Genomic DNA, 20069 nt, shown 5'->3' on the forward strand with positions numbered 1-20069 from the left:
GAGTGGATGGAAGTGCCCGCAGTCATGCCTCGAGCACCACGTCTTCGAGAGGGACGGCTTGGCAGGCGAGGCACACGGAGGGGTCTTCCGGCTCACTGCCGTGCAGATGACGAACCTTGCCGGCCAGCAGGCGCACGGCGCAGCTCTCGCATTGGCCCACGCGGCAGCCGCTGGCCATCTGCAGGCCGAGCGATTCGCCAAAAGTCAGCAGCGTGCCCTGTCTGGGCGTCCACGTCGCGGGGGCGTGGCCCGAGCGCGCGAAGTTGACGGTGAAGTGCTGGTCGCCGTCGGTGGGCGGCGCAGTGGGCGAGCGGAACACTTCGCTGAAGATGTCGAAGCGCGGAACGCCCCGCGCCATCAGCCCGTCGGTCACGGCGTCCATCATGGCGGGTGGTCCGCACATGTAGAAACGGGCGCGTTGCGCGATCAGCGCATCGTCCACCACGCTTGCGTCGATGTAGCGGTTCGACTGGTAGTCGATGCCCAGGCGCTCCTGCGGCCGTGGTGCGTTGTAGTGGTCAACGACCCGCAACTGCGGCAGACGCGCGCGGTGCTGCGCGATACGCTCGCGAAAGGCGTGTGTCGTGCTGTTCTGGTTCGCGTAGTAGAGCCAGATGGCCGGCCCTTGCGTGCCGTCGGGAAGCGACTCGAGAAGGCTGATGAAGGGCGTGATGCCGATGCCGCCCGCGAAGAAGACCAGCGGTTGCGGCGAGTGGCGCGGCAGCACGAAGCCGCCTGACGGCGCACGTAGCATGAGGGTGTCGCCGACCTTCAGCGCGCAGTGCAGATGGCTCGACACGCGCCCCTCGTGCGGCGTGCCGTCGGCCGAGCGGCCGCGCTGGTGGCGCACGGCCACGCTGTAGCTGCGCCGGCCCGGCACCTCGGCCGCGCCTGTGAGCGAGTAGGCGCGCGTGACTTGCGTGCCATCGTCGAGATGCAACTGCATCTCGACGTGCTGCCCGGGGCGGTAGTCGGGCAGCTTGCCGTCGTCGACCGGCTCGAAGTGGATACCCAGCACGCCATCGGCCTCGGGCCGCAGCTCGCTGACGCGGAAGGGACGGTAGCCGGACCACTTGCGCTGCCGCGTCTCGGTAGCCGGGTCGCGTTCGATGTCGCAGAGAAAGGAGCGGTGCGGCACCGAGCCGCTCACCGGGTCGCAGCTGTCGGCGGATATCAGCGCGTTGAAGTTGCTGCCCAGTGCTCCTTCGATCGGCAGGCCGTCGCGGTCGAGCTCGGGGCAGCCCTGCCACCAGCCGAACTCGGCAACGATGACGTCGTCCGCCAGTTGAGGCGTGACGCGTGCGACGAAGCGGGCTTCGCCCACGCGCGTGCGGATGCGCATCCAGTCACCGTCCGCGATGCCCCTGGCGGCCGCCAGTACGGGGCTCAGCTCGGCCACCGGATCGGGCGCGCGCTTGCGCAGCGAAGGCAGGCTGCGGTGTTGGCTATGGCAATAGAAGCCGTTCTTGGCCGAACTCAGCACATAGGGGAAGCGGCCCTGGCGCGTGGCCTCCGCATCGCGCGGCGTGTCGGCCGGTTCGACGAAGGTGGCGACCGGCGGCTGGCCGTGGCGCAGCAGGGTTTCGGAATAGAGCTCGACGCGGCGCGTCGGGGTGTCGAAGCCGCGCACGCCGGTGGGCGTGGCGCGGGCGTATTTCTGCTCGCTTGCGTCGATGGCGCAGGCAATGCCTTCGGGCCGGGCGCGCAACTGGTCGACCGTGAGGCCGAGCGGCTCGAGCATGTGGTTCCAGCCGGCGTCCAGGCGGCCGCCGAAGAAGCCGTCACCCATGCCAAGGCGGGTGGCCAGTTCGAAGATCACATCGTTGTCTGAGCGCGATTCGCCGCGCGGCACAACCATGCGCTGGCGCAACTGCACCCAACCGGCCGCGCGGTCGTCGATCTCGAAGCCGATGCGCAGGCCTTCGCGTTCCCATGGCGTGTTGACCGGCAGCAGGATGTCGGCGTAACGGGCGGCGGGTGTTTCGAACAAGTCGCAGTGCACGTGGAATTCGAGCTGCGACAGCGCCTGGTGCGCGAGCGCGGTGTCGGCCTGCGACACGGGCAGGTTGGTGCCGAAGGCCATCATCGCGCGCACCTTGTAAGGTTCACCTTCGAGAATCGCGCGGTAGGTGTCGCGCGCCGTCACCCAGCCGTGCGCGGGGGGGCCGATCGGGCGCTCCGCAAGACCGAGCGCCTTGGCGCGCTGCGCGTCGGGCAGCAGCGAGAGCGAGTTGACGGCGTTGACGCTCGGACCGACGCGAACGCGGTTCGCGCCGATGCGGTCGAAGCTGCCGCACAACGCATACAGCGTGGCGACCGCGCGTTCGGCCTGTGTGGCGTTGGTGTGCTGGCCGATGCCAGTCCAGGCGTGATAGGCCACGCGGCGGCAAGTGCCGAAGAGGTCAGCGACCGCGCGCAACGAGGCTTCGGCAACGCCGGTGATGCGTTCGACATCCGGCGGCGTATAGGCGGCGCAGCCCTGGGCCAGCAGCTCGAAAGCCGGAGCGCACGACAGGCGATGTGCGCCCACATCGATCTCGACCGCGCCGCGCAGGCGGAAGTTGGCTGCGTCCTGGGCTTGCGCCGCCTGCGCCGTGTCATAAGGCACCGCACAAGCGAGCGCCTCGTTCCACGCCACGAAGCGGTTGCCCTCGGCATCGGGCCACAGGTCCTGCTCACGCAGGAAGTGTCCGTTGTCGCCGCGCACCAGCAACGGGGCATTGGTCCAAGCGCGCACGAAGTCTTCGTCGAAGCGCGCGTCCGCGATCAGCAGGTGGATCAGCCCCAGCGCCAGCGCCGCATCTGTGCCGGGTCGCACGGGCAGCCAGGTGTCGGCCTGCCGCGCGAGCGCGGTGGGGCGCGGATCGATCACCACCATCTTCGCCCCCTTCGCACGACCCCGGCCGATGGCATTGGCCTGTGCCAGCCAGGTGTTCGCGGGGTTGTGACCCCACAGCACAATCAGTTCGGCCTGCGCGTAGTCGGCCGCGGGCATGCCGCAGCCGAAGGTGAAGGCGTGCGCGAAGTCCTTGTGCCAGTTGCACACCTCGGTCGCGTAGCAGATGTTGGGGCTGCCGAAGAGGCGCACGAAGCGCTCGATCCAATCGATGCTGTCCGTCAGTGGTGTGCCGCTGGGCGTGGTCACGGCGAACACCACCGACTCGGCGCCGCTCTCGGCCTTGATGGCGCCCAGCCGCTGCGCGGTCTCGGCCAGCGCCTCGTCCCAGCCGATGCGCACCCAGCCCGGATCCGCTTCGGTCTTGGGCCTGGTGCGGCGCATCGGGTAGCGCAGGCGGTGCGGGCTGTGCACAAGCTCGGGCGCGGCCTTGCCCTTCATGCACATCGCCTCGCCGGTAGGGTGCGAGGCATCGGGCCGTACCGACACCAGCATGTCGTCGCGCACCTCGTTGAGCGTTCCGCAGCGCGAACGGCAGAGCGTGCAGTAGCCCTGCTTGGTTTGCGTTGCCGCCGTCGTCGTCACTTGCATCCGGAACCTGCGTGACTCAAGGCATTCAAGGAATCACCGGCGCGACATAGCTCAGCGTGCGGCCGAAGAACCAGAGCATGAAGAGCACCAGCGGCGCATGCACCAGCAGTTGCAGGAAGGTAAAGCCCACGATGTCGCGTGCCTTGAGCGAGAGCACGCCCAGCAGCGGCAGCATCCAGAACGGGTTGATCAGGTTGGGCAGCGCCTCGGCCGCGTTGTAGACCTGCACGGCCCAGCCCAGGTGTACCTTCAGGTCGTTGGCCGCCTGCATGACGTAGGGCGCCTCGATGATCCACTTGCCGCCCCCCGAGGGAATGAAGAAGCCCAGCACGGCGGAATACGCCCCCATCACCACGGCGAAACTGTCGACGTTGGAGATGCTCACGAACAGGTGCGCGATGCGGTCCGACAGCGTGATGCCTCCGTCGCCCTTGGCGGCGGTCAGCATGGCCGCGATGGCACCGTACAGCGGGAACTGGATGATCACGCCCGCCGTCGACGGCACCGAACGCGACACCGCGTCGAGAAAGCTGCGCGGGCGCCAGTGCAGCAGCAGCCCGATCATGAGGAACAACAGGTTGTAGGTGTTGAGGCCCGAGATCGCGATCAACGGGCTCTTGGCCATGAACTCCTGCGCCAACCAGCCGAAGCCCAGCGCGCACAGGAGCAGCGTGAGCAGCGGGCTGCGTTCGAACCACTCGCCGGGGCGGCGCCCGGCGGACTCGGGGGAGGCCGGCTTCGCTTCCGTGAGGTCCACGCCCAGATCCTGCGCCGTGACTGCGTGCTTCGCGTCGGGCGCCGACCACAGCGCGATGGCCACCGACACGACGATCAACACCAGCGCCATGACGACCGACTGCCACAGGAAGATGGTCTGGCTGAACGGGATCACGCCGGTGATGTCAAGAATGCTCTTGGGCAGACTGCTGGCGTTGGCCTGCAACTGCGCCGCCGACGAGCTGAGCCCCAACGCCCAGGTCGCGCCCATGCCGAGGTAGGCGGCCGCGCCGCCGGCACGGTAGTCCATGCGCAGGTCGAGACGGCCGGCCAGCGCGCGTACGTAGAGCGCGCTGAAGATCAGCGAAATGCCCCAGTTGAAGAGCGACAGGATCATGCTGATCGCTGCCACGTACGCGATGGCCTGCCGCCCCGACACGGGCAGTGCGGCCAGCTTGCGGATGAGCCGCGCGGCCGGCGGCGAGGTCGCCACCACGTAGCCGCCGATGGCCACCAGCGCCATCTGCATCGTGAAAACAATCAGGCTCCAGAAGCCGTCGCCGAAGGACTTGGCCACCGCCTGCGGGCTCGATCCGTTGAGCAGCGCGGCGCCCGCGACCACCACCACGGCGATGGCCGCGAACACGAAGGCGTCGGGAAACCAGCGCTCGGCCCAGGCTGTGAAGCGCAGGCCCAGGCGGCTCAGCAGCCCGGCATCGGCCTGGGCGTCTTGGAGTACAGGAGGGTGGATGCCGGGGCCGGCGGAAGTCTGTGATGTCGATGGCATGGGTTTCTCCTGCTACTGCTGCTGGAACTGTGGGCGTCCTCGTCACACGCCTGACATGGCGTGCTGCGCGGATGTTAGGAACTACCATCGACAATTCATAATCTCTATTTTCAATAGAGCGATATAGGGCACATCTATGTCGATAACGATCAAGCAGCTGCAACACTTCGTGGCTGCCGCGCACACGGGGCAGGTGTCCCGCGCGGCCCAGCGCTGCTACGTGAGTCAGCCGTCGCTGACCACTTCGCTCAAGAACCTGGAGTCCACGCTGAAGGTGCAGCTCTTTACGCGGCACTCCGACGGGCTGCGGCTCACGGTGCAGGGCGAGGGCTTTCTCCGGCACGCGGAGCACATGCTGCACACGCTCGAGGCAGCGGTGGAGGAAACCCGCAACTCGGTGTCCTCGGTCGAGGGGCGGGTGCAGATCGCCATCACCGACACCGTGTCCGAATACATGCTGCCGAAGATCATCGGCGCGATGCGCAGGCAACTGCCGCTGGTCGAGTTCGAGCCCGTGGAGCGCAACCGGCTCGAGATCGAGGATGGCCTGCGCAGCGGCGAGTTCGACCTGGCCGTGGTACTGGTGTCGAACCTCTCTCGCGCGCCGGACATCCGGCGCGAGAACCTGCTGAAGTCGCAGCGCCGCCTGTGGACGTCGTTCGACCATCCGCTGGTGGCGCAGAAGTCAGTGTCGCTGCGTGAGATCGCGCAGTTGCCCTTCGTGCTGCTGGACATGGACGAGCACGTGGACACCGTTGGCCGCTACTGGGGCGCAATGAAGCTCAAGCCCAAGGTCGTGTTCCGCACCAAATCGATCGAGGCCGTGCGCAGCCTCGTTGCACAGAACGTGGGTGTGACCATCTTGTCGGATCTGGTGTTTCGCCCCTGGTCTCACGACGGCGGGCGAATTCGCAGGACGGTGGTGTCGAGCGCGGTGCCCTCGATGGACCTGGGGCTGGCCTACCGGCGCGGAGCCGTTCTTTCCGAGGCCACTGCAGCCTCCGCGAGTACCTTGCGATTGCTGGCCAAGACGCTGACGAGAGAGTCACAACCGCGTATGGACGACGAGCCGCAGTAGTTCACTCCAATCAACAAATGGCGGGCCCGGGAATACCCTCTGACCTTCCCAAAGTCTTCTTGCCTACATTTCTTGTATGCAAGACAAGGCGTTGCTTGCATGCAAAACCTAGACAAGACAGACAGGAGACTCCATGCCTCGCTTCGCCAAATCGCTTTTCGGTCAGGTGGTCATCGCGCTGGTGCTCGGCGTGCTCGCGGGGCTCTTCGCGCCCGAGTACGCCGTCAAGCTCAAGCCGCTGGGTGACGGGTTTATCAAGCTGATCAAGATGATCATCCCGGTGCTGGTGTTCTGCGTGGTGGTGCATGGCATTGCCGGCGCGGGAGACCTGAAGCGCGTGGGCCGGGTGGGCGTGAAGTCGCTCATCTACTTCGAGGTGCTGACCACCATCGCGCTGGCGATGGGCCTGGTGCTGGCCTTCGTGTTCCAGCCCGGCGCGGGCATGAACGTCGACCCGTCGAAGCTCGACCCGGCAGCGATGAGCGCCTATGCCTCGAACGCCGACAAGCTCACAAGCGGCGGTACTGTCGAGTTCCTGATGAAGCTCATTCCGACCACGGTGGTCAACGCCTTCGCCACCGGCGACGTGCTGCAGGTGCTGCTGTTCGCGGTGCTCTTCGGCTGCGCGCTCACGCTGCTGGGCGAGCGTGGCAAGCCTGTGGCCGTGGTGGTCGATGCGCTCTCGCTGGTGCTGTTCAAGATCATGGGAATCATCATCAAGCTGGCGCCGCTGGGCGTGCTGGGTGCCATCGCGTTCACGGTCGGGCAGTACGGCATCGGCTCGCTCAAGCAGCTGGGCATGCTGGTTGCGCTCTTCTACGGCGCGGTGCTGATCTTCGTGTTCGTGGTGCTGGGGCTGGTGATGCGCATGTCGGGCTTCAGCCTGATCAAGCTGCTGCGCTACCTGCGCGAAGAGCTCACCATCGTCTTCGCCACCACCTCGTCGGACAGCGTGCTGCCGCAGATCATGGCCAAGCTGCGCCGCATGGGTATCCGCGATTCGACGGTCGGCCTGGTCATTCCCACGGGCTACTCGTTCAACCTCGACGCGTTCTCCATCTACATCACGCTGGCGGCCGTGTTCATCGCGCAGGCCACCAACACGCCAATCTCGATGACCGACCTGATGACGATCCTGGCGATCGCACTGGTCACGTCGAAGGGTGCGCACGGCGTGCCGGGCTCGGCCATCGTGGTGCTGGCCGCCACGCTGCACGCCATTCCGGCGATTCCCGCCATCGGGCTGGTGCTGGTGCTGTCGGTCGACTGGTTCATGGGCATCGCCCGCGCACTGGGCAACCTGATCGGCAACTGTGTGGCGACCGTTGCCATCGCCGCCTGGGAAGGCGACATCGACCGCGAACGCGCACACGCGGTGCTCGACGGCCGCTACTTGCCCGACGACGAGCCGCTGACCGAGCCCGTGGTGAACACCGCAGGCACCTCCACCGCCTCGAGCGCCCACTGAAGAAGAAAAAGAAAAGAAACATGCCCGCCGACGTCAGCCCCACCGTCATTGCCGAACGCGTCGTCGAGGCCATCCTCGCGCAGAAGCTCGCGCCGGGCGAGCGGCTCGGCGAGCAGGCGCTGGCCGAGAACTTCTCGGTGAGCCGCACGATGGTGCGCGAGGCGCTGATGCAGTTGCAGGCGCGCGGTTTTGTCGAAGTGCAGTCGCGCCGCGGCTGGTACGTGGTAGAGCCCTCGGCCGAAGAAGCGCGCGATGCTTTCTCCGCACGGCGCATCGTCGAGGCCGGCATCCTCGAAGCGAGCGAGGGGCGGCCGCTGTCGAAGGTGATCCGCAAGCTGCGTGACCACATCGCCGACGAGCAGCGCGCCATCGAAGGCGCCGATGCCGCCACGCGCGCCTTCCTGCTGGCCGACTTCCACGTGTGCCTGGCCGAGCAGATGGGACACCAGCTGCTGGTCGACGTGCTGCGCGACCTCACGGCGCGCACCACGCTGGCGGCCACGCTCTACCAGTCGAAGCACGAGGCGGGGCAGTCTTGCTCTGAGCACGGCGCCATCGTCGCGGCCCTTGAGGCCGGCGACACCGCCGGGGCGCGGCGGCTGATGCTCGATCACATCGGCAATGTCGAGCGCTCGCTCGAGGTCGATGCCGCCGCCGAGCCGGACGCGCCGAGCCGGCTGCGCGCCACGCTGGCGCCTGTAGCGTTGCCGCGCGCCAAGCGCTGAAGCCGTGCATTAATACCGGTGGTAGCTATCTGTTCGATAGCAGGCATAGCCCGCCGGGCCATCGCTTCCGGCGGATTTCCTCCCCAGTCCTGTTGCGCCGCACAAGGGCGCGCCCGCTGACACGGCCGTGGGTTCCGGCTCGGCTACAGTCCGAGACAACTATGAACTCACCCCAACTCCAGCGCGGCGTGTTCCTCGCCCTTCTCGCCGCCGTGACCGCCGCCTTCCTCTGGGTGCTGATGCCGTTCTTCGGCGCAGTGCTGTGGGGGGTGGCGCTGGCGATCCTGTTCACGCCGCTCTACAAGTGGCTGCTGAAGAAGATGCGCGGCAAGCCCAATGCCGCTGCGCTGTCGACGCTGGCCATCTGCCTGTTCATCGTGATCCTGCCGCTGGCGATGGTGGGCGTGTCGCTGGTGCAAGAGATCGCGCTGGTCACGCAGAACATCCGCTCGGGGCAAATCAACTTCGCGGCCTACTTCCAGCAGATCCTCGATGCCTCGCCGCAATGGCTGCTGAACCTGGTGGAGCGCTTCAACCTCGGCGACATGGCAGCCTGGCAGGCGCGCGTGTCGGCCATCGCCGGGCAGGCCAGCCAGATCATCGCGAGCCAGGCGCTCACCATCGGGCAGAACACCTTCGACTTTGTCGTCAGCTTCTTCGTGATGCTGTACCTGCTGTACTTCCTGGTGCGCGACGGCGCGACGCTGTCGAAGACGATGCGCGATGCCGTGCCGCTCGCCAAGCCGCACACGCACTACCTGCTCAACAAGTTCACCACCGTGATCCGCGCCACCGTGAAGGGCAACGTGGCTGTGGCCATTGCGCAGGGCACCATCGGCGGGCTGGCCTTCTGGTTCCTCGGCGTGCAGGGCGCGCTGCTGTGGGCGGTGCTGATGGCATTCCTCTCGCTGCTGCCCGCCGTGGGTGCCGCGCTGATCTGGGGGCCGGTGGCCATCTACTTCCTGGCCACGGGGCATTTCTGGCAGGGCGGCGTGCTGATCTTCGTTGGCGTGTTCGTGATCGGCCTGGTCGACAACATCCTGCGCCCCGTGCTGGTGGGCAAGGACACGCAGATGCCCGACTACATCGTGCTGATGTCGACCATCGGCGGCATGGCGATCTTCGGCATCAACGGCTTCGTGATCGGGCCGGTGATCGCGGCGCTGTTCATGGCCGCGTGGAGCCTGTTCGCGGATTCGGGGCACGTGGGCAACGGCCACGAGGCGGCTGAGGGCGCGGAAAGCGCCGGAGACAAGAAAAAGGGCTGAGGCAGGCACGGGCGCCGGCCCGTTCTGTCCCCGCCCGCGCGCATTTCACGCGCGCAAACCTGCGTTTCGTCACATGGCGCTGGGCACCGCGCCCAGCCTGCGAGATCGTCGGGCCTCCAACTTCCAACGAGGCCTGCCATGCAACTTCCCGCCCTCCTGTCCCGCCCGGTCGTGCGCGCCCTGTGCACCGCCGTGGCCCTCGCGCCTTTCGGCGCCCTTGCCGCCGACCTGAGCCTGAGCGTCGCCGACGGCCCCACCGCCGAAGCCACGCTCTACGTCGCGCTGTACAACGACGCCGCCGGCTACGCCGACAGCAAGGCCGTGGCCTCGCAGACCGCGCCGATGCGCGAAGGCAAGGCCCGGCTCGTGTTCGCGGGGCTGGCGCCAGGGCGCTACGCGCTGCGGGTGTTTGCCGACGAGAACGGCAACGGCAAGCTCGACACCAACCTCATGGGCATGCCGACCGAGCGCTACGGCTTCTCGAACGACGCCAAGGGCAACCGCGCCCCGCCGTCCTTCGAAGCCGCGGCGATCAGCGTCGACGCCGACCTGCAGACCGTCATTCACCTGCACTGAGGAGTAGACCGCCATGGAACGACGCGAACTCCTGCGCCTGCTGGTTTCGGCCGGCGCCCTGCCCCTGCTGGCACCGCTGGCGCGCGCCGCCGGCACCGACGACTGGCAAGCCCAGTTCGAAGCCGCCAGCGCGCCCTGGAAGACCGGCTTCACCACGCCCGCAGGCGACCTGCCGCCGACCCGCGCCACGGTGCGCGGGCGCTTTCCCGATGCCGTCGCCGGCACGCTGTTTCGCATCGGCCCGGCCGGCCACGACCTGGGCGGCGAGCGCTACCACCACTGGTTCGACGGTGACGGCATGGTGCACAGCTTCGTGATCGACGGCGCCGACGTGCGCCACCAGGGCCGCTACGTCGCCACGCCCAAGCGCGTGGCCGAGGCGAAGGCCGGCCGCCGCTTGTTCGAGGCCTTCGGCACCATGCCGCCGGGCGTGGAACCGCCAACCTCGGCCGACAGCATCAACGTCGCCAACACCAGCGTGCTGCCGATGCGCGGCGAGGTGCTGGCGCTGTGGGAAGGCGGCTCGGCCACGCGCATCGATGCGCGCACGCTGGACACGCTGGGCGTGAAGACCTGGCGCGCCGACCTCGCGGGCATGCCGTTCTCGGCCCACCCGAAGGTCGATCCGAACGGCACTATCTGGAACTTCGGCGTGAGCTCCGGCCAGGGCCTGCTGGCGCTGTACGAGATTGCGCCCGAAGGCACGCTGCGGCGCGCCGCCGTGGTGCCGGTGGCTGACATGCCGATGGTCCACGACTTCGCCGTGACCGAGCGGCACCTGGTGTTCCTGATGCCGCCGCTGGTCTACGACGGCAAGCGCAAGGAGGCCGGTGCGAGCTTCCTAGACGCACACGTCTGGCGGCCCGAGCTCGGCATGCGCGCGCTGGTGGTCGACAAGCAGAACTGGGAAAAGCGCCAGATGCTCACGCTGCCGGCCGGCTTCCTCTTTCACGTCGGCAATGCCTGGGAAGAAGACACGCCGCGCGGCACGCAGATCCACATCGACTACGTGCGTTCGGACAACGCCGACTCGGTGTTCACGACCAACCGCGAAGTGATGCGCGCGCGCATTGTGAGAAGCACCCATCCACACCTGACCGTCGCGACGCTGAATCTCGGCACTGGGGAGGCCACGCAGAAGGCCCTGCCGCTGGAGGCCGAGTTTCCGCGCATCGACCCGCGCCGCGTGGGCATGCGCCACCGCAACGTGGTTCATGCCACGCAGATCCACCCTGATATTCCGGGCTTCGGCTCCATCGCGCGCACCGACGTCGAAACCGGCCGCAGCCAGCGCTTCAACTATGGCGCGCAGGCCATGGTGGAAGAGCATGTCTTCGTGCCAGACGGCTCGAAGCCGGGCTGGGTGCTGGGCACGGTGCTCGACTTCGGCCGGCAGAAGACGGTGCTGTCGTGCTTCGCGGCCGACCACCTGGCGGCGGGGCCGGTGGCGCAGGCCACGCTGCCTTATGCGTTGCCGCTGGGCCTGCACGGCGCATTCGTTGCGGCCTGAAGAAGCTCAGGCCGCCCACCAGCCTTCGTCGAAGCGCCCCTGCAGGAAGGCCACGAAGCCCGACACCTTGCCCGGCACCAGCTTGGGCGAGGGAAAGACGGCGTGGATCTCCTGCTCGGGCAGCGCGTGGTCGCCGAGCACTTCGCGCACCTTGCCCGTGGCCAGCGAGTCGCTGGCCACGTAGCGCGGCATCAGCGCAATGCCCAGCCCGTCGCGCGCCGCGGCCAGCACGGCGGAAAGATTGTTGGAGCGGAAGCGGCCGGACATCGGCACGGTCACCGGCTCGCCCTTGGGCGTGTGCATGCGCCAGAACTCGTCGCCCACCACGCTGCTGTAGATGAGCGCCACGTGCGCGCTCAGGTCCTGCGCACGCTTCGGCGTGCCGTGTTTCTTAAGGTAGGCCGGTGACGCGACCATCGCCCACGGGTTGACGCCCAGGTAGCGCGCACCCAGCGAAGAATCGGCCAGCTTGCCCATGCGGATCGCCACGTCGATGCCCTGCGCGATCAGGTCCACGTAGCGGTCCTCGAAGCTCAGGTCGAGCTGCACCTGCGGATGCCGGCGCATGTATTCGAGCGCCAGCGGCACCACCACGCGCCGCCCGAATGCCACCGACGTGCCCACGCGCAGCAGCCCCTGAGCCTGGTTCTGCCGCAGCTGCACGATGCTGTCGGCCTCCTCGGCCTCGCGCACGATGGTCTTGCACTTCTCGTAGTACAGCGCGCCCGGCTCGGTGAGGCTCACGCCGCGCGTGTTGCGGTTGAGCAGGCGCACCTTCAGCCGCTCTTCGGTGGCCGCTATCTGCTTGGTCACGGTGGGCTGTGTGGTGTTGAACTCGCGCGCCGCCTTCGAGAAGCTGCCGGTCTCGACCACGCGCACGAACATTTCCATTGCCAACAATCTGTCCATGGGCCGGATGGTAGTCACTTATTCCGCCATGGAATAGGTTTTATGGTCCCCAGCCGTCTTCTTCGAATGCCCCCCGCTTCCTACAGTGGGACCACCTCAAGGAGACTCAAATGGCAAAGATGACAGCGGTGCAAGCCGCGGTTCTGGTGATGGAAAAAGAAGGCGTGACGCAGGCCTTCGGCGTTCCGGGCGCGGCAATCAACCCGATGTATTCGGCGCTGCGCCAGCGCGGCAGCATCTCGCACATCCTCGCGCGCCACGTCGAGGGCGCTTCGCACATGGCCGAGGGCTACACCCGTGCCATCGCCGGCAACATCGGCGTTTGCATCGGCACCTCGGGGCCGGCGGGCACCGACATGATCACGGGCCTGTACTCGGCCTGGGCCGATTCGATCCCCATTCTCTGTATCACCGGCCAGGCGCCGCGCGCGCGGCTCTACAAGGAAGACTTCCAGGCGGTCGACATCGAGTCGATCTCCAAGCCCGTCACCAAGTGGTCGGTCACGGTGCGCGAGCCGGGCCAGGTGCCGCAGGTGTTCCAGCAGGCCTTTCACCTGATGCGCTCGGGCCGCCCGGGCCCGGTGCTGATCGACCTGCCCTTCGACGTGCAGATGGCGCAGATCGAATTCGACATCGACAGCTACGAGCCGCTCAAGCCCTACAAGCCGACCGCCACGCGCGCCCAGATCGAAAAAGCCATCGGCATGCTGAATGCGACCGAGCGCCCGCTGATCGTGGCCGGCGGCGGCGTCATCAACGCAGATGCGGCCGACCTGCTGGTGCGCTTTGCCGAAGCCACCGGCGTGCCGGTGATTCCCACGCTGATGGGCTGGGGCGCGATCCCTGACGACCATCCGCTGATGGCCGGCATGTGCGGACTGCAGACCAGCCACCGCTACGGCAACGCGACGATGCTGGCGAGCGACTTCGTGCTTGGCATCGGCAACCGCTGGGCCAACCGCCACACGGGCTCGGTCGATGTGTACACCAAGGGCCGAACCTTCGTGCACGTCGACATCGAACCCACGCAGATCGGCCGCGTGTTCACGCCTGACTTCGGCATCGTCTCGGACGCCAAGGCCGCGCTCGAACTCTTCGTTGAAGTGGCCGAAGAAATGAAGGCTTCAGGCCGCCTGCCCGACCGCCGCGGCTGGGCCAAGCAATGCATCGAGCGCAAGAAGACCATGCTGCGCAAGACCAATTTCGACGACGTGCCGATGAAGCCGCAGCGCGTGTACCAGTGCATGAACAACAACTTCAGCAACGACACCTGCTACGTGAGCACCATCGGTCTCTCGCAGATCGCCGCCGCGCAGTTCCTGCACGTGTACAACCCGCGCCACTGGATCAACTGCGGCCAGGCCGGCCCGCTGGGCTGGACCATTCCCGCCGCGCTGGGCGTGCGCGCCGCCGACCCGACGCGCAAGATCGTCGCGCTCTCGGGCGACTACGACTTCCAGTTCATGATCGAAGAGCTGGCCGTGGGCGCGCAGTTCAAGCTGCCGTACATCCACATCGTGGTGAACAACTCCTACCTCGGCCTGATCCGCCAGGCGCAGCGCGGCTTCGAGATGGACTACTGCGTGCAGCTCGCCTTCGACAACATCAACGCGGGCCCCGATGCAGGCATCGAAAGCAGCTACGGCGTGGACCACCTGAAAGTGGTCGAGGGCCTGGGCTGCAAGGCGATCCGTGTGAACAAGCAGGAAGAGATCGCGCCGGCCATCCGCCGCGCCGAGGCGCTGATGTCCGAGTTCAGCGTGCCGGTGGTGATCGAAGTGATGCTCGAGCGCGTGACCAACATCGCGATGGGCACCGAGATCGACAACATCACCGAATTCGAACCGCTGGCCGAGACCATCGCCGATGCGCCGACCGCCGTCGCGGCCATGCTGGATTGAGACTGCAAGAAAGAAAAACGACATGCCAAAGTTCGCAGCCAATCTCACGATGCTCTTCACCGAGCTGCCGTTCATGCAGCGCTTCGAGGCTGCCGCCAAGGCGGGCTTCGAAGGGGTGGAGTACCTCTTCCCCTACCCCTTCGAGAAGAAGGAGCTCGCCGCCGCCCTGCGCGACAACGGCCTGCAGCAGGTGCTGCACAACCTGCCGGCCGGCGACTGGGACAAGGGCGAGCGCGGCATCGCCTGCCACCCCGACCGCACGGGCGAGTTCGCCGAAGGCATCGGCGTGGCGATCGACTACGCGACGGCGCTCGGCTGCCCGCAGGTCAACTGCCTCGTGGGCAAGGTGCCGGCCGGCGTGAGCAGGGAGCTTGCTCACAAGACGGTGGTCGACAACCTCCGCCTTGCCGCGCGCGAACTCGAAGCGGCAGGTTTGCGCCTGCTGATCGAGCCCATCAACACCTTCGACATTCCGGGCTTCTTTCTCACGCGCACCGACCAGGCGCTGGTGCTGATCGAAGAAGTCGGCTCGGCCAACCTGCGCGTGCAGTACGACATCTACCACGCGCAGCGCATGGAAGGCGAGCTGGGCAACACGCTCACGAAGCACCTCGCGCAGATCGGCCACATCCAGCTGGCCGACAACCCGGGCCGCGGCGAGCCGGGCACGGGCGAGATCAACTATCCATGGCTGTTCGAGCACATCGATTCGCTCGGCTACGACGGCTGGATCGGCTGCGAATACAAGCCCCGCGCGACCACGGTGGAAGGCCTCGGCTGGCGCCAGGCGCTCACGCAGAAGCAATGAACATCGCGAACCTCGAGAACATCGGATAAGGAAACCAGAGACATGACAACCCAACAAAAAATCGGATTCATCGGCCTCGGCATCATGGGCGCGCCCATGGCGGGCCACCTGCTCGACGCAGGCCACCAGCTGTTCGTGAACACGCAGGGCAACACGCCCGAGCCTTTCATCTCGAAGGCCACGATCTGCGCCTCGGCCGCCGAGGTGGCGCGCCAGGCCGACATCATCTTCATCATGGTGCCGGACACGCCCGACGTCGAGAAGGTGCTGTTCGGCGAGCCGGGCACGCAAGGCGTGGCCGAGGGCCTGAAGGATTCGCGCGGCAAGATCGTGGTGGACTGCAGCTCCATCGACCCGATTGCCACCAAGGGCTTCGCCAAGCGCATCATCGCGCTCGGCGCCGGCTACATCGACGCGCCGGTCTCCGGCGGCGAAGTGGGCGCCAAGGCCGCCAGCCTCACGATCATGTGCGGCGGCGACGAAGGCACCTTCGAGCGCGTGAAGCCGCTGCTCGACAAGATGGGCAAGAACGTGACGCTGGTGGGCGGCGCTGGCGACGGCCAGGTCTGCAAGGTGGCCAACCAGATCATCGTGGCGCTGAACATCGCGGCCGTGGGCGAGGCGCTGGTGTTCGCCTCCAAGGCCGGCGCCGATCCGGCCAAGGTGCGCCAGGCGCTGATGGGCGGCTTCGCCAGCTCGCGCATTCTCGAAGTGCATGGCGAACGGATGATCAAGCGCACCTTTGCGCCGGGCTTCCGCATCGCGCTGCACCAGAAGGACCTGAACCTCGCCATGCAGAGCGCGCGCTCGCTGGGCGTGGCGCTGCCGCAGACAGCGGGAGCCGCGCAGCTGATGAATGCGTGTGCGGCGCTGGGCTACGGCCAGCTCGACCACTCGGCGCTGGTGCGGGCTTTGGAAGCGCTCGCCCAGCACACCGTCACTCCTGACTGAGCCTCAGGGTTTCGCAGCAGCCTCCAGAGACTCTTTGAGGTTGCGCCGGCGCCATGCCCAGGTCTTGATGGCCTGGGGCAGGATGCCCAGGCACGACGCGTAGTACGTCACCTTGAAGCCCCAGAAGCGCGGGCCGATGGGAGTGTTGCGGAACAGGTCGCCGGCCAGGATGGACAGCAGCGCCTCCTGCATCCGCCAGACATTGCGCGGGTTCATGAACAGACGGCGAATGGCCGGCGAGGTGATGCGGTAGATGAACCACGAGAACATCTGCGGCCCGCGCTTCATCACCTTCTCGTAATGGCGGAAGGCTTTTTCGGCCTCCTTCGCCTCGCCCTTGAGCCAGTGGTCGGCCGCGGTGGCGGCCTCGAAGCCGCTGTTCATCGCCAGGTACACGCCCGAGGAAAACATCGGGTCGACGAAGGCATAGGCGTCGCCCACCATCATGAAGCGGTCGCCGCGGCAGAACGCGGAGTCGTAGGCGTAGTTGCCGGTGGAGGTGGCGCCTTCCATCAGCGTGGCGTTCTTCAGGCGCTCGGCCAGCTTGGGCGCGAGCGCGATGGTTTCCATCAGGAATTCTTCGAGCGTGCCCTTGCGGTTCTTGAAGTACGCGGGCGAAGCCACCGCGCCGACGCTCACGGTGCCGTCCTTCAGCGGGATGTACCAGAACCAGCCGTGGTCGAACCAGAACAGCGTGATGTTGCCCTCGAAGCGGCCCGGCCGGCGCTCGGCGTTGGCGAAGTGGCCGAACAGCGCGGCGCTGGCGTGCTTGCGGTTGCGGCGCTTGGCGTCGAACTGGTTCGACAGCAGGGTGTCGCGTCCGCTCGCGTCGATCACGAAGCGCGGGCGCCAGGCAGTCTCGGTGCCGTCGTCGGCCTTGACCTTGACCAGCGGGCGGTTGTCTGGCGTGCCCTTGCCGGCCTCCATGTCCACGCCTGTGACGCGCTGGCCCTCGAAGGTGCGCGCGCCGCGATTGCCGGCATGGCGGAACAGCAGTTCGTCGAACTCCGAGCGGCGCACGTGCACCGCGTACGGAAAGCTCTTGTCCATCGCCTCGGCAAAGTGAAAGTGGCTGGTGTGGTCATGCCAGGGCGAGACGAACTCGGCGCCGTGCTTGCGGATGCCGATGGCCTCGACCTCGGTGCGCACGCCCAGCCGGTCGAACAGCGGCATGTTCATCGGCAGCAGCGATTCGCCGATGTGAAAGCGCGGATGCTGCGCCTTCTCGATCAGCACCACGTCGTGCCCCTTGTCCGCGAGCAGCGCGGCCACCGTGGAGCCCGAAGGGCCGCCGCCGATGACCACGACATCGGGGTCGTTGCTGGTGAAAGGTCCGGATGTCATGCGCTGTTGCCCCTCATTGGTTTTGTCGTTGTTCGAGATTCCCCGGCCAATACCCTGTTAACCGTAGGTAACGATCTGCAGTTTAGCGAACCGGCCAGCCCTCCTTATCAAGCTAAAGATATAGATCCAGGCGTTTTCGGCATTCACCCTGTAAGAAGAGGCCACGCTTTTGCGGTAGCCTCATTGCCCGTCAGAAACAAGGAGACTTTCATGGCTGCACCCCTTTCCCCTGCAGAAGAAGCACTTCGCGAGGCAGCGCGCGAATACCACCGCTCGCCCGTCAAGGGCAAGATCTCGATCACCCCGACCAAGCCCCTGCTGAACCAGCGCGACCTGTCGCTGGCCTATTCGCCGGGCGTGGCGTACCCCTGTCTCGACATCGCCGCGGATCCGGCCACGGCCTCCGAATACACCGCGCGCGGCAATCTCGTGGGCGTCATCACCAACGGCACGGCCGTGCTCGGCCTGGGCAACATCGGCCCGCTGGCCGCCAAGCCGGTGATGGAAGGCAAGGGCTGCCTGTTCAAGAAATTCGCCGGCATCGACGTGTTCGACATCGAGCTGGCCGAGAACGACCCCGACAAGCTGGTCGACATCATCGCGGCGCTGGAGCCCACGCTGGGCGGCATCAACCTCGAAGACATCAAGGCGCCCGAGTGCTTCTACATCGAGAAGAAGCTGCGCGAGCGCATGAACATTCCGGTGTTCCACGACGACCAGCACGGCACGGCCATCATCTCGGCCGCCGCGCTGCTCAACGGCCTGGAGCTGGTCGGCAAGAAGATCGAGGACGTGAAGATCGCCGTCTCGGGCGCCGGCGCTGCCGCCATCGCCTGCCTCGACGTGATGGTGGGCCTGGGCGCCAAGCCCGCCAACATCTACGCCTGCGACTCCAAGGGCCTGATCTACATGGGCCGTGCGGGCGGCTTCGACGAATCCAAGGCACGCTACGCCCAGAAAGACACCGGCGCCCGCACCCTGGCCGACGTGGTGAAGGACGCCGATGTGTTCCTGGGCTGCTCGGCCCCGGGCGTGATGACGGCCGACATGGTCAAGACCATGGGCACGCAGCCCATCATCCTGGCGCTGGCCAACCCCGAGCCTGAAATCCGCCCCGAGCTGGCCAAGGCCGTGCGGCCGGACTGCATCATTGCCACGGGCCGTTCGGACTACCCGAACCAGGTCAACAACGTGCTGTGCTTCCCGTACATCTTCCGCGGCGCGCTCGACTGCGGCGCCAGCAAGATCACGGAAGAAATGAAGCTGGCCTGCGTGCGCGAGATCGCCGACCTGACCAAGGCCGACATCAGCGAAGAGGTGGCCACCGCCTACGCCGGCCAGGAGCTGGCCTTCGGCCCCGACTACATCATTCCGAAGCCCTTCGACTCGCGCCTGATCCTGCGCATCGCCCCGGCCGTGGCCAAGGCCGCCGCCGCCTCGGGCGTGGCCTCGCGCCCGATCGAAGACATGGACGCCTACCGCCAGCACCTGACGCGCTTCGTCTACCAGACCGGCATGTTCATGCGCCCGGTGTTCAGCGCCGCCAAGATCGCCACCGCCAAGCGCGTGGCCTACGCCGAAGGCGAAGACGAGCGCGTGCTGCGCGCCGCCCAGTGGGCCGTGGACGAAGGCCTGGCCAAGCCCATCCTGGTGGGCCGCCCCGCAGTGATCGAGGCGCGCATCAAGAAGGCCGGCCTGCACATCCGCACGGGCATCGACTTCGAGATCGTCGACCCCGAGGACGATCCGCGCTTCCGCATCTACTGGGAAAGCTTCCACAAGCTCATGGGCCGCCGCGGCGTGACGCCGGAGGCCGCCAAGACGATGGTGCGCCGCTCGAACACCACCATCGCCGCGCTGATGATGCACCTGGGCGACGCCGACGCCATGATCTGCGGCCTGGTCGGGCGCTTCGACGTGCACCTGGAGCACATCCGCAACCTGATCGGCCTGAAGCGCGGCGCGCCCGGCTTCGCAACGCTGAACGCGCTCACGCTCGACAAGCGCACGGTGTTCATCACCGACACCAACGTGAACGAAGACCCGAGCGCCGAGCTGCTGGCAAGCATCGCGCTGATGGCCGCCGAGGAAGTGCGCCGCTTCGGCTTGCCGCCGAAGGTGGCCTTCCTGTCGCACTCGAACTACGGCACCTCCAGCCGCGGCTCGGCCCGCAAGATGCGGCTGGCGCGCGACCTGTTCGCGCAGATGGCGCCCGACATCGAATGCGACGGCGAAATGCATGGCGACGCGGCGCTATCGGAAGAAATCCGCCGCACCGCCCTGCCCGAGACCACGCTGAGCGGCGAAGCCAACCTGCTGGTGTGCCCGAACCTCGATTCGGCGCACATCCTCTACAACGTGCTGAAGATGACGGGTGCCAACGGCATCACCGTCGGCCCGGTGCTGCTGGGCGCCGCGAGCTCGGCGCACGTGCTGACGCCGTCGTCGACGGTGCGCCGCATCATCAACATGACGGCGCTGGCGGTGGCGAAGGTCACGGTCGACAAGTAAGAGCCTTCAGTCGGTGGGTGTTTTTGCCC

At 66.9% G+C, this 20069-nt stretch carries 14 protein-coding genes; 10 read left to right on the top strand and 4 right to left on the bottom strand.

All coding sequences use genetic code 11. The features are described 5' to 3' along the window. Positions 1-22: 22 nt before the first annotated feature. On the bottom strand, positions 23-3487 hold the full coding sequence (locus tag BMW87_RS27985) for a molybdopterin-dependent oxidoreductase (RefSeq protein WP_093080510.1): 3465 nt from the start codon (positions 3485-3487) through the stop codon (positions 23-25). A 25-nt stretch (positions 3488-3512) separates the two neighbouring features. Then, on the bottom strand, positions 3513-4991 hold the full coding sequence (locus tag BMW87_RS27990) for a short-chain fatty acid transporter (protein WP_256216944.1): 1479 nt from the start codon (positions 4989-4991) through the stop codon (positions 3513-3515). 136 nt (positions 4992-5127) lie between these two features. On the opposite strand from BMW87_RS27990, the gene BMW87_RS27995 reads away from it, so the two are divergent. From BMW87_RS27995 to BMW87_RS28020, 6 genes are all read left to right on the top strand, one after another. Further along, positions 5128-6069 (top strand): LysR family transcriptional regulator, encoded by a 942-nt coding sequence (locus BMW87_RS27995; RefSeq protein WP_093058154.1) that lies wholly within the window; start codon positions 5128-5130, stop codon positions 6067-6069. Between the two features lie 133 nt (positions 6070-6202). Further along, entirely contained in the window at positions 6203-7537 is a 1335-nt protein-coding gene (locus tag BMW87_RS28000; protein WP_093080512.1) for a C4-dicarboxylate transporter DctA, read from the top strand. A 20-nt stretch (positions 7538-7557) separates the two neighbouring features. Next, on the top strand, positions 7558-8262 hold the full coding sequence (locus BMW87_RS28005) for a GntR family transcriptional regulator (RefSeq protein ID WP_093080515.1): 705 nt from the start codon (positions 7558-7560) through the stop codon (positions 8260-8262). Between the two features lie 161 nt (positions 8263-8423). After that, positions 8424-9530, top strand: a complete 1107-nt coding sequence (locus BMW87_RS28010; RefSeq protein ID WP_093080517.1) for an AI-2E family transporter — start codon at positions 8424-8426, stop codon at positions 9528-9530. Positions 9531-9668: 138 nt separating this feature from the next. After that, complete coding sequence (locus BMW87_RS28015; RefSeq protein ID WP_093058150.1) at positions 9669-10106, top strand: DUF2141 domain-containing protein; 438 nt, start codon at positions 9669-9671, stop codon at positions 10104-10106. A 13-nt stretch (positions 10107-10119) separates the two neighbouring features. Continuing rightward, positions 10120-11616 (top strand): carotenoid oxygenase family protein, encoded by a 1497-nt coding sequence (locus BMW87_RS28020; RefSeq protein ID WP_093080520.1) that lies wholly within the window; start codon positions 10120-10122, stop codon positions 11614-11616. 6 nt (positions 11617-11622) lie between these two features. On the opposite strand, the gene BMW87_RS28025 is transcribed toward BMW87_RS28020, so the two are convergent. Then, a complete protein-coding gene (locus tag BMW87_RS28025) occupies positions 11623-12525 on the bottom strand; it encodes a LysR family transcriptional regulator (protein ID WP_093080523.1) in 903 nt (300 codons plus the stop codon). A 110-nt stretch (positions 12526-12635) separates the two neighbouring features. Here BMW87_RS28025 and gcl point away from each other — a divergent pair, with 110 nt between their 5' ends. Genes gcl through BMW87_RS28040 form a run of 3 tightly spaced genes read left to right on the top strand, consistent with a single transcriptional unit; the run spans position 12636 to position 16185 of the window. Further along, positions 12636-14426 carry a glyoxylate carboligase gene (gene gcl / locus BMW87_RS28030; protein WP_093080525.1) on the top strand — a complete coding sequence of 597 codons (1791 nt, stop codon included), beginning with the start codon at positions 12636-12638 and terminating at the stop codon, positions 14424-14426. Positions 14427-14448: 22 nt separating this feature from the next. Beyond that, a complete protein-coding gene (hyi, locus tag BMW87_RS28035) occupies positions 14449-15234 on the top strand; it encodes a hydroxypyruvate isomerase (protein ID WP_093080528.1) in 786 nt (261 codons plus the stop codon). Positions 15235-15276: 42 nt separating this feature from the next. Next, on the top strand, positions 15277-16185 hold the full coding sequence (locus BMW87_RS28040; protein WP_093058145.1) for a 2-hydroxy-3-oxopropionate reductase: 909 nt from the start codon (positions 15277-15279) through the stop codon (positions 16183-16185). A 3-nt stretch (positions 16186-16188) separates the two neighbouring features. On the opposite strand, the gene BMW87_RS28045 is transcribed toward BMW87_RS28040, so the two are convergent. After that, complete coding sequence (locus tag BMW87_RS28045) at positions 16189-17529, bottom strand: NAD(P)/FAD-dependent oxidoreductase (protein WP_093080531.1); 1341 nt, start codon at positions 17527-17529, stop codon at positions 16189-16191. Positions 17530-17739: 210 nt separating this feature from the next. On the opposite strand from BMW87_RS28045, the gene BMW87_RS28050 reads away from it, so the two are divergent. Then, entirely contained in the window at positions 17740-20040 is a 2301-nt protein-coding gene (locus BMW87_RS28050) for an NADP-dependent malic enzyme (protein WP_093080533.1), read from the top strand. Positions 20041-20069 lie beyond the last annotated feature (29 nt).

It is taken from the genome of Variovorax sp. OV084 (genome assembly GCF_900111625.1).
Taxonomy (GTDB): Bacteria; Pseudomonadota; Gammaproteobacteria; order Burkholderiales; family Burkholderiaceae_C; genus Variovorax.